The organism is Natronocalculus amylovorans (assembly GCF_023638035.1).
Lineage (GTDB): Archaea > Halobacteriota > Halobacteria > Halobacteriales > Haloferacaceae > Natronocalculus > Natronocalculus amylovorans.
In genome coordinates, this window is the sequence record NZ_JAKRVX010000007.1 from 65,304 (window position 1) to 77,927 (window position 12,624).

1 protein-coding gene is annotated in these 12,624 nt (G+C 50.7%); it reads left to right on the forward strand.

Annotated elements, in window-relative coordinates:
- Nucleotides 1-158 precede the first annotated feature (158 nt).
- Nucleotides 159-12,614, forward strand: a complete 12,456-nt coding sequence (locus AArcSt2_RS13995) for a right-handed parallel beta-helix repeat-containing protein (protein WP_250585484.1) — start codon at nucleotides 159-161, stop codon at nucleotides 12,612-12,614.
- Nucleotides 12,615-12,624: the final 10 nt, after the last annotated feature.

Genomic DNA, 12,624 nt, shown 5'->3' on the forward strand with positions numbered 1-12,624 from the left:
GCTCTCAATTTTTATTGTTTACTCAGTCCCGGTCTACTCTGTTACCACTGTGATAGGTAGGATGAGGTCCATTTGAGACAGTCACTTACTTTGATATAACCTTCTCAGTACAGGTAGGGTAAGCAGAATGTTATGTACTTTTTTCAGTTTTAGTACTTATGCGAGTATCAGGAATACGTAGTCGACATGCAATACCTATCAGTATTGGTATTGGTGTCATTCTACTCCTCTATATTTTTAGCGCAGGTGCAGGTGCAGTAAGCGTTGACGATCGGGTTATCCCGAGTGAGTTTGAGACAAACGAAAGCGACATTCTTTGGGAAAGTGACGTTGACTTGTCGACCGATCGATCACCAGTAGTCGTTGATGGAATCCTAGTCACCACCACTGGATCCTCGTCAAGTGGTGAACGTGTGGTTGCATATGATGTTGGGACCGGCGAACAACGGTGGGAAGTCGGAATCTCTGCGACAGGTACGGCAACAGTTGTTGATAACACCGTGATTGTGACCACGGATGACTCGGTGTACGCGCTTGATCTACGTCTCGGTGCGATACAATGGCAGACCGCATTTGATAATTCAGGTAGGATCTCGAAGACACAGGCTGTTGGTGGTGGAACCGTCTATGTTGCTAAAGATGTTAATTCGAGTACCGATCGGCTCTATGCGCTTGATGCAGAGACTGGAGCCGAGAGCTGGGACACTGAAATCGAGTCTGTTCTTTCTGGACCAACATATATTGATGAGGTGCTCTACATTGGCAGTCAAGATGGGTTGCGGGCAATTGATCCAACGGATGGATCCGAACAGTGGCACTGGGAATCTACTGGGGTACTCGAAGACAGTGGTGCAATATCGGAGCCAACCGTTGCTGATGGTCTTGTTTACATTAGCTATCGAGAAGGTGTTGGGTCAACCACCACGGACTATGAGCTGTTTACAATCGCGATTGATGTAGAGACTGGAGACAAGGAGTGGAGATTTGAGTTTGATGATCCCATAGAGGGCCTACCACAGACCCCTTCTGCACCAACCGTTGCAGGTGATGGCGGCGAATCAACAGTCTATGTTTCATTTGATGGATTGTACGCATTGAACGCAACAGACGGTGATAAGAGATGGACCGACGAGACACGTGTGTTTGATCCGCCAACGGTTGCTGATGGAACGCTCTTTGTCCCACAATCAACCGAGTCCGAATCACTCAGAGCGATCGACCCAACAGATGGGAGCGAGCTTTGGACCGTAGAGACTGGCGACCGAAGCAGTGTCATTGTCGTTGATGGCATCGTGTACGTTGCGGTACAAATCAGTGATACACGATTGATGGCGATCGATGCAGGTGACACCGTTTCCGGATCAAGCAGTGACTCGCGAGTGATGCTTGCAAGCGAGACTCACCATCACAACTCGAGTGGTGACATTCCAGATAGCGACCCACGGGTTATCGATATTGCATTCGATGAGGGCGTGTTTGTTGAGGAAGCGTTCGACGTTTCTGTGACGGTGAGAAATGACTGGAGTCCAACGAGAGCAGAAACCTATACGATCGCGCTAGATGGTACTGAGGAAAGCGAGATGATCGAGATTCCAGCATATGGAACGAATACAGCTACGTCCTCGCTGACCGCACCATCGACAGCAGGCGAGTATGACATAACCGTCAATGGTGTCGAGTACGGAACCGTCACTGTCGTTGATAGCGAGTATCCACTCATCCGATCGAACATCTCGTTCTTTGAGACCATTCTCGAAGGGGATTCAGTGAGGGTTGCCTACGATGTAACAAACCTCGGTGATGGGTTGGCAAACGAAAATGAAGAACTCTCGCTTGAAGGGCCTGGCTTCGATGATCGAGAGGTTGTTGCTTCTCAATCAGACACTGAAGGAATCAACGAAGGCGAAACGAGTCTGATCATATTTACAACCGATCCAATCGAGACACCTGGTGAATACACAGCGTATCTTAATGACCAGTATATTGGGGCAATCGAGGTGTTGCCAGAAGATGATCCTGTATACCGCACGGATGTAAACCAGCTTCAAAACTCGATTATTAGTGGGATCGAAGCACCGGTCGATCCAAGCGCTGCAGGTACCGTCTATGTTGATGTCCGGTACGAAAATCTTGCGGAGACTGAGAATGAGGTTGAAATCGAGCTTGTTGCACTGAATGAAACAACTGGAGCTGAAGTTGCAAGCGTGACTGAGATGATTTCAGTTCCCGGTGAGGATACGGTTACAACACGGCTTGGCGTATCAATCGCCGAGCCCGGGGTCTACGATCTCGAAGTTGATGGGACACCGATCGGACAGGTTGAGGTGCTCGTTGCTGGCGTCCAAGATGGCGATAGTATTCAGGCAGCGATAGACGCTGCCCTGCCCGGTGATACGATCATCGTGGGCAACGGTACCTACGAAGAATCGCTGACGATTGACAAACCACTCACGCTCCGGGCGGTCTCCGAGGGTGGGGCGGTTCTTGATGGTAGTCAAGAAAACTTCGAGCGGGCGATAACGGTCACCGACGATGACGTCAGCGTTGAAGGGTTCCAGATTGAGGGGTACACAGGAAGCGGAGGCGGGTTCGGTGATGCCGCGGTGTTTGTCGGTGGTGAACGGTTCACTTTCCTCAACAACACCATCACCGGCTCCGTTGACGGTATTCAGACGCAATCAAACACGGACAGCCACGAGATGCTAATCGCTGACAACCACATCCATGACAACGATGGGGATGCGATTGCGTTTGCGAACCAGGCCGATGACGTTTCCATCCTTCGTAACATTATCACCGACAATGGTGGGGACGGAATCGATCTCGGGAACAGTAACGATCGGTTCACAGTTGACGCGAACGAGATACACAGAAACGGTGTCGGAATTACACACGACCAGAATGGCGGTGACAATGGAGCGGTAACGAACAACACAGTAACGCAGAACTCTGGGATTGGAATTGAGCTTGGCACGTTCGGGTCCAATAATGAGATAACCAATAACACCGTCACAGGAACTGAGAACGGCATCGAAGCCGGAACTGACGAGATACGTTACAACCACGTGACGTCACGAGATGGCGTTGCGATCCGAGCTCGTGGCGCTTCAATTGTGGCACACAACACGATAGAGGATGCAAATGTCGGAGTTAATCCACGTGTCAGTGTGCTGGATGGGACAACCATCGAGAATAACACGATACACAATGTTTCGCTTGCGATCGGTGGCGCCGGTGACGGCGTAATCGTTCGTGAAAACACGTTTTCGAAAACTGACACCGATCTCGAACTTGTTGATGCGCTTAGTGCGACTATCACGGACAACGACTTTGCCACTGGTGTTCATCTCAACGGGGCTCCCGAAACCCTCGATGACGAGCCACACGAACTGTCCGGAAACACAGTTGGCGGTGATCCGCTCGTATACGCAGTCAGTGAAGACAGCCCCGACATTGCTTCGGATGCCGCACAAATTATTCTCGTCGACGTGACGAACGTCGATATTGATGACTATTCATTCTCAGATGTGGCTGCGGGCGTCCAAGTGACCCACTCCGAGGCTGTCACCGTGACTGGCACAGAATTTACCAACATCACTGCGTCATCTGACGCTAGTGGAATCAACGGGGCAGTCAGATTTTGGTACTCTTCATCAGTAACCGTTGACGACTTTGAGATCACCGCGTCGAATAGAGGAGCCTACATTGGAGAGAGTGACGGTGTGACAATCTCAAACGGGCTTATAACCGATGGCTCACCAGCGATCGATCTCTTTGGAGAGAATACCGATGTTGTCATCAAGAACAACGATATTTTCGAGGGACAAGGCCATCTCGGGACGGGTATCCGGATCAGTCAGTCTGATGGACTCTCGATCACCGGAAATACTGTTCGGGACGCAACTACCGGCATTACGATTAATAGAGCCACCAACGCAACCATCACGGACAATATTGTTGAGGATGCAACCGTTGGTGTTCGATTCGGTAACCAGCCTAGTGGTATTTCGGCCGACATCGGAGATGTCGTCTTTACGAACAACACGGTTACTGGCAGTGACAGAGACGGTGCCATTGTCGACCGTGGTGCACTGACCGGGAACGTGACGATCACCGATAACGTCGTGACGAACACTGGACTCACCACCAGCCCATCGTTCGATCCAGTGGGACTTGACCTTACGATCGAGGGTGAGACAGTTACAGTTTCGAACAACACGATCACCGACAACGAGGGAGAGATCGGCGCTACGCTCGATATCGATGCGGATGTGGTAACGGTTGCAGATAACTTCGTAACTGACAACGACGTCGGCACCGGATTCGAGATTCATCTCAACACGACGGATGGCACGATCGCTTCGAACACCGTCCGAAATAACGGCGACGGACTCGTTGTGACCGGTGAGACCGCAATTGGTGGCGTAAGTGCCACCATCACTGAAAATATCATTGAGGAGAACGAAGGTATTGGGCTCACCGTGGGTGGATTCTACGAAAGCTTCCTCGTCACTGAGAACTCGATCGCCGGTAACGGTGATGGACTCTTCCATAATCCTGGAGATGCGTACGTCCTGGATGCAAGGGACAACTGGTGGGGTGATTCAAGCGGTCCGAATGGTGACGTAATTGATAATGAAACCAGCGTCGTTGCTGACGGAAGCGGCGACTCGATTACGATAGGTGACGTAGGGTGGGTGGATGATGACTCTGTTCGATTCGACCCGTGGCTCGATGCACCGATCGTCGACACTGGAACTCTCTCCGGGACGATCGCTGATGTAGCCACCGACGAACCGATCGACGGTGCGACGATCGAGATAGCGGACTCCTCGGCGTTCGTCAAGACTGTTGAAACAGACGCTGATGGTAGCTATGAAGTCAGCGTTCCGATCGGAATGTACGCGCTCACGGTAACCGCACCCGGGTACAATGAATCTGTGACTGAAGACGTTTCAGTTGCCAGCGGTGAAAGTACTACTCAAGATATTGATCTCTCAGAGCTTGCCTCGTCACTCACAGGAACGATTGTCGACGAAGATGGAAACCCAATCGGTGGTGCAGTACTCCACGTGATCGAACAGCAAGGTGACGGAGATCCAACTCCCGAGCCGGATGGGTTTACGACAACTGTGACTACAGATAGTACCGGCGACTACAGTGTCGATGTTCCATCAGGTGTGTACAGGTTTGATCCGATCGAAGCAATCGGCTTTGCGGATGGGTTGTGGCAAAATATTGTGGTCGCAAGTGGTGAACAAAAAACACTCGACTCGATTGAGTTGAGAGAAACTCCGGTACTCTCAGGTACTGTTACTGATTCAGAAACCGGTGAGCCGATCGAAGGTGTCGAGATTGAATCACGGTTCTTTACGAGTGAGCCATTATATACGGCAACGACAGATGAAGATGGAGTATATTCGATCAATATTCCGGTAGGTGGGAATATGATACCAACAGTCGAATTCTCCGCTGAAGGCTACGCAACATCGTTGCTTGATGGTTCAGAGACTGATTTGACAGCGTCGACGGTTATAGATCTTGAACTTGATCCAACTGGGACCGTAACTGGGAGCGTCACAAATGAAACCGGCTCTTCAATCTCTGGGATCAGCGTGACTGCATCCACAAACGACGAGTGGGCCGGAAGCACAATGACTGATGAAAATGGCGTCTACTCATTTGATGTTGCATACGGAACGTATGATCTTGCATTTGAACAGCAACCTATCGGAAGCGACTATCAGTCAAAGACCGTTTCGGATGTTGTAGTTACCAGTGGAGAAACGACGACGATCGATGCCGAGCTTGAGCCTGTTCCAGACCTAGGAACGATCGCAGGCGTTGTTACAAATGAAACTGGTGATCAAATCGAAGGCGTCGAAGTGCAGGTGTTTGATGCATCAACAAATAGCCCAGTCTTCCAACCAACCGAACCAACGCCTGGTATTGTTGCTGCCGATGACTTGGGTGATTCTGAGCGGTCGGAATGGCCAACCACGGACGCAGATGGTGCATACTCGATCGACGTACCCCCAGGGACATACACCGTCCAAATACTGACTGAAGAACAGGTCGCTGCCCCAGTGACAGTCGAAGTTGCTGAAGGCGAAATAGTGAATGATATTGATCTGGATGTTGAGCCGATCCCAGATCCAGAGTTGGTTGACATTGACGTGTCGATCCAGTCTCAAGAGAGCACAACCAACGTCGAGGTTGGAGATGAGATTACAATTACTGCAACGATCGAAAATGTCGCCGACGAGATTGCAGTGACGATGGCAGGGCTTGCGATTGTTGAACCCGGTCTCATTGAAGATAACGAACTCACCGAACTGTCTACTGATGACGTAATCGAAGACGAAGTTGCGGGGCTACGGATCATTGCTTCTGGTGATACTAAGACACTTGAATTCTCTTTCAACGCTCGGAGTGCATTTGATGGTGCAGATGCAGTTGTTTTAGCAGGTGTGATGGGTGCAGACGAAGATGAGGTGGTGGAGTTCGATACGATCGAACTCTCAGTGAGCGATAGCGAAGACCCAGACCCAACCCCAGAACCAGAGCTCGCTGTTCATGACGTTGCTGTCATACCAGCGGAGCTTGAAACTGGAGAGGAGGCGACGATCGACGCCACTGTTGAAAACGTTGGAACAGCGGATGGCGAACTGGCTGTCCCGCTCGAAATCAATGGCGAAACTGTGGATACAAAGACCGTATCTCTGGATGCGGGTGAAGAAAGCACGCTCACATTTACTCAGACATTCGAGAGCGCTGGTGAGTTTGAGCTACGCGTTGGGAGTGAAGCAGCGATCGTTACAGTGACGGAAGATACTACAGCGGATATATTCATATACGGTGCAGCTCTCAATGAGACGTCGATCGTTGTTGGTGAGACGGTCACAATTTCTGGTGACTTATTCAATGATGGGTCGGAAGTCGAAATGTACGATGCTGCGTTAGGTGTCAATGGCGAGGAGATTGAGACGTCGAGTGTTGAGGTGGGGCCTGGTGCGACACCTGAAGGGGTTTCGTTCGAGTGGACACCAACTGAAGGCGATCTTCCAGATGGAGAAGACGAGCTGAATGCGACGATTTCAATCAATGGATTTGTTGTGGGAACGCTCCACATTACAAACGAGTTCACCGACATCCGCGTCATTGCTGCCTCCGCTTCTGAGACTGAAATCGTTCAGAATGAAGAATTCTACGTGGTTGGGAGCCTCTATCAGAACGGGACGATCGATGGGCCACAAGATATCGTTCTGAATGCGACTAATGAAGAGACTGGCGACGTGACCGAGCTTGGGCGTCAGGAACGATCGCTTACTCCAGGTTGGTACCATCTTGGTGGAGTCAATATTACTGGCATAGTCGAGACACCAGGAACGTATGAGCTCACACTTGGCGATCGGTCTGCCGGAACGATCGAAGTGATTGAAGCACAGTCTGATATCCAAGTGATTGCGGCATCCCAATCGACAGACGAAGTTATTGAAGATGAAGATTTCTACGTAGTTGGAAGCCTCTATCAGAACGGAACGATCGGTGGCCCACAAGACATTGTTCTAAATGCTACAGATAAAGAGACTGGTGAAACGGCCGATATTGCTGTTGACGAGGATCGGACGCTTTCTCCTGGATTCTACCACCTCGGTGGAGTCAATCTGACCGCTACGATCGAGACACCAGGAACGTATGAGCTCACACTTGGCGATCGGCCTGCCGGAACGATCGAAGTGGTTGAAGCACAGTCTGATATCCAAGTGATTGCGGCATCCCAATCGACAGACGAAGTTATTGAAGATGAAGAGTTCTACGTAGTTGGCTCGATCTACCAAGCAGGGAACATTGATGGGCCACAGAATATCACACTCAACGCGACTCCAACAAATGGTGGGTCACCGATCAAAATTGCTGTTGACGATGATCGGGCCCTTTCTCCTGGGTTCTACCATCTTGGCGCCATTAATTTGACCGGGACGATTTCGGAGTCAGGAACGTATGAGTTGACACTTGGCGATCGATCTGCGGGGACGATCGAAGTGATTGAAGCACAGTCTGATATCCAAGTGATTGCTGCATCCCGATCAACAGATGAAGTCATTGAAGATGAAGAGTTCTACGTAGTTGGAAGCCTCTATCAGAACGGAACGATCGGTGGCCCACAAGACATTGTTCTAAATGCTACAGATAAAGAGACTGGTGAAACGGCCGATATTGCTGTTGACGAGGATCGGACGCTTTCTCCTGGATTCTACCATCTTGGCGCCATTAATCTGACCGCGACGATTTCGGAGCCAGGAATGTATGAGATTCACCTTGGCGATCGGTCTGCCGGAACGATCGAAGTGATCGAAGCACAGTCTGATATCCAAGTGATTGCAGGCTCGGCATCCGAAGATACAGTCATTGAAAACGAAGCGTTCCATGTCGTTGGGAGCCTCTATCAGAACGGAACGATCGACGGACCACAGGACGTCGTTTTGAACGCAACCAATCAAGACAGCGGTGAGGTAATCACGCTTGGAAGCCAAGAGAGAACTCTCACGCCCGGATTTTACCACCTTGGAGCGATCAACATCACTGCCGAGTTCGAAGATGAACAGGCAGGTAACTACACGCTCACACTTGGCGATCGAACTGTCGGCGAGATTGAGGTCGAACCAGCTGAGACCGACATTCAGGTGATTGCGGGCTCTGTGAGTGAAATGAACCTTACCGTGAACGAAGAGTTCTACGTTGTCGGAAGTATATATCAGGCTGGCAACATCAACGGAACACAGGAGATCACACTCAACGCAACGCACAATGAAACAGGGAAAACGACCGAGCTTGGGTCACAGAATGCGACACTCGCACCTGGGTTCTATCATCTCGGCGCAATCAATATTACTGGGAGTCTCGATGAGTCTGGACGGTATCATCTCACTCTTGGCGATCGAGATGTCGGAACTATTGGTGTCAATGAGTCACCATCAGATATCAACGTCATTGCTACCACGCTCTCCGAAATAGAGGTGCTTGAGAACGAGGAGGTGTATGCTGTTGGAAGCATCTACCAAGCTGGTGACGACGGGTCTCAAGAAATTGCACTGAAGGCGACGAATCAAGAGACCGATGAGACCATCGACCTTGGGAGCCAAGAAGTTGAGCTTGCATCTGGGTTCTACCACCTTGGTGCAATCAATATTACATTCAGTATTGACCAAGCGGGGGTCTATGACCTTACACTTGGTGGGGCAGATGCAGGAACGATCGAAGTAATCGAAGCACAGTCTGATATCCAAGTGATTGCCGCATCTCGATCGACAGATGAAGTTATTGAAGACGAAGAGTTCTATGTCGTTGGCAGTCTCTATCAGAACGGGACGATCGAGGGGCCAGAAGACACGGCACTCACTGCAACTCCTACAGACGGTGGTGAAACGATTGAGATTGGCATCGACGAGGACCGGACGCTATCTCCGGGATTCTACCATCTTGGTGCGGTCAATCTCACCGCTACGATTGCAGAACCAGGAACGTATGAGATTCATCTTGGCGATCGGTCTGCAGGAACGATCGAAGTAATCGAAGCACAGTCTGATATCCAAGTGATTGCCGCATCCCGATCAACAGATGAAATTATTGAAGACGAAGAGTTCTATATCGTTGGCAGCCTCTATCAGAATGGCACGATCGAAGGGCCAGAAGAAGTTTCCTTAAACGCCACCAACGAAGAGACTGGTGAGACGATTGAGATTGCCGTTGACGAGGGCCGGACGCTATCTCCTGGGTTCTACCATCTTGGTGCGGTCAATCTCACCGCTACGATTGCAGAACCAGGAACGTATGAGTTGACGCTTGGCGATCGATCTGCGGGAACGATTGAAGTAATCGAAGCACAGTCTGATATCCAAGTGATTGCCGCATCCCGATCAACAGATGAAATTATTGAAGACGAAGAGTTCTATGTCGTTGGCAGCCTCTATCAGAATGGCACGATCGAGGGGCCAGAAGACACGGTACTCACTGCAACCCCTACAGACGGGGGTGAGACAATTGAGATTGCCGTTGACGAGGGCCGGACGCTATCTCCGGGGTTCTACCATCTTGGTGCGGTCAATCTCACCGCAACGATCGAGACACCGGGAACGTATGAGATCCATCTTGGCGATCGGAGTGCAGGCACGATCGAAGTGATCGAAGCCCGAACTGACATTCAAGTAATTGCAGCCTCAGCCAATGCATCCGAGATTGTCAAAACAACAGACTTCCACGTTGTTGGGAGCCTCTATCAGAACGGAACGGTTGATGGCACAGAAGAGATCTTGTTGAACGCAACCAACGAAGACACTGGTGAAACGATCCAACTTGGGTCTCAAACGGCAACGCTCTCTCCAGGGTTCTATCATCTCGGTGCGATCAACATCACGGGTACGCTCGATGATGCCGGTACGTACACGCTTACACTTGGCGATCGAACGGTAGGGCCACTGACTGTCACTGGATCATCGGTCGACGCTTCAATCGTCGAGGTGGACTCCCATAGTACTGGAATTGATACAGAGACCGAGATAGAGCAACACTACGCGAGCGAAGACGTTCCTGTGACGGTCGATATTGATGCAGATGTGGAACTTGAGACCGTGAACGTACTCCTCAGCTCCCAAGAGACCACCTATGTACAGGCGTTCAGCGCAACGCATGTCAGTGATGATACCTGGACGGTAACCATCCCATTGTCGTCAATCGAAGATGACGGCAGGTATGAGATATCTGTTGTAGCTGTAGATCGGCTTGGAAGCGCTGACACGGATACGGCTGATAAGCCGGTCGTAATCGATCGCGAGGAACCCCGACTCTCAGCTACGCTTGAAGATGTGGACGATGAGAGTGCAACCGTTGTTGTTGAGAGTGACACCCCACTAAGCGAACCACCAACCGTGGAGGGAACATTCACGAGTTCGACCGACGAGACATCTGGAACAGCTACAATGACTGCAACAGACGGGACCAATACAACGTTCACCGGATCATTTGCAACTGGAGAGACCGGCAACTACTCGATTACAAGCACTGGTGTCGATCGCGCCGGTAACGAAGGGACAGATACAGCGTCAGCATACGTTGATACGCGATTCACGCTCGGTGATGGCGTTATCGAGATTGCCGACACTGGCACGTCGATCGAGTTTGATATCGCCGATGACGCAGATGATGCGATTCGTACCCAAGAACTGTACACATCGTTATCCGAAACAACCGCAAACGCAAACCTCGGTGATGGAGAACTCGGAGTTGGGTTCATAACTGCCGAACTGGATAGCCTGCTTGATTACTATCTCGACCAGGGAACAGTTGAAAGCGCGACCATCTCGATGGCGATCGATGAAAGCGAACTCCCAGCTGGGGCAACCACAAATGAAGTTGAGCTGCAATACTACAATGCGGATGCCGAGGCATGGGATCCGGTTGCAGGATCGGATTTCACTCAGATCAATGGCGACCCATTCGTGACTGCATCTGTTACCAGTTTCTCGACATACGGTGCATTCGTACCAGATACAGGCGAACCAGTCATCAAGAGCCGATCGCCAATCGATGGGGCAACGATTGGTGCCGATCAGACCGAAGCAATCATTGAATTTGAGTATCATGACGATCGCTCCGGGGTTGACCGTGGATCAGTAACGATCGAAGTTGACGGTGAGGATGTGACTGACAGCGAGGAGACAGAGATTACATCATCAACAGCCACACATACCCTCTCGGTCGATTCAGGTGAATCGTACACGGCAGTTGTCACGGTGTCCGATTATGCCGGTAACACTAAAACTGCAGAGACGACGTTCACCGTCGACGCAGCCGATGACGACTCTGATTCGGCTGATGACTCAGGCTCTGACTCTGACTCAAGTTCAGACAGCACTGACCGAGAGCAAACACCAGATCCATCCCCTGCAATTCCAAATCCACCTGCTGGAACGGAGATTCTCTCAACCGTATTTGCAACGCTTGAGACAGATCACATCGCAGGGACTACGATTGCAGCGTTTGACAACAGTGAGACGCTGCAAACCATAGAGTTTGATGACGTAACGGATGGCGATGTGGTCGTAAATGAGCTCAATGGAATACCACAACACGCAGCCAAGACCGATGGCGAAATTATCAGTACAGTTCAGATTACGGTGCCGGATGGAGTCAAAGAGACGTCAGCGACGATCACAACAACCGTGTCCACCGATCGACTCGAAGAGCATGCAGGCTCAAAAGATGCACTGACACTCGTTCGGCTCAACAGCGACAGTGGCCAGTGGGAGGAGCTCTCGACAACAGTTGTTGATGAGACTGACACACAGGTTACCATTGCATCAGAAACACCTGGGTTCTCAGTATTCGCGGTAACAACGCGTACAGAGAGTGAACAGGACACCGAAGACGCACCTGTGACGGAGACGGAAACAGGCACCGAAACTGTTGGGCAAACGTCTGATGAACCACCAACAGCAACAACCGAAGATGGTACAGCTGATGAAACAGAGAGTATAATCCCGGGATTCAGTGTCGTTCTCACTGTGATCGCGCTGCTCTCAATTGCGGGTATTGCTGCACGCAAGCGCAATTAATCATTTAAAC

Bases quoted from the DNA above. Each gene is read 5' to 3' on its own strand.
- AArcSt2_RS13995 (WP_250585484.1), top strand. From the start codon at position 159: ATGCGAGTATCAGGAATACGTAGTCGACATGCAATACCTATCAGTATT.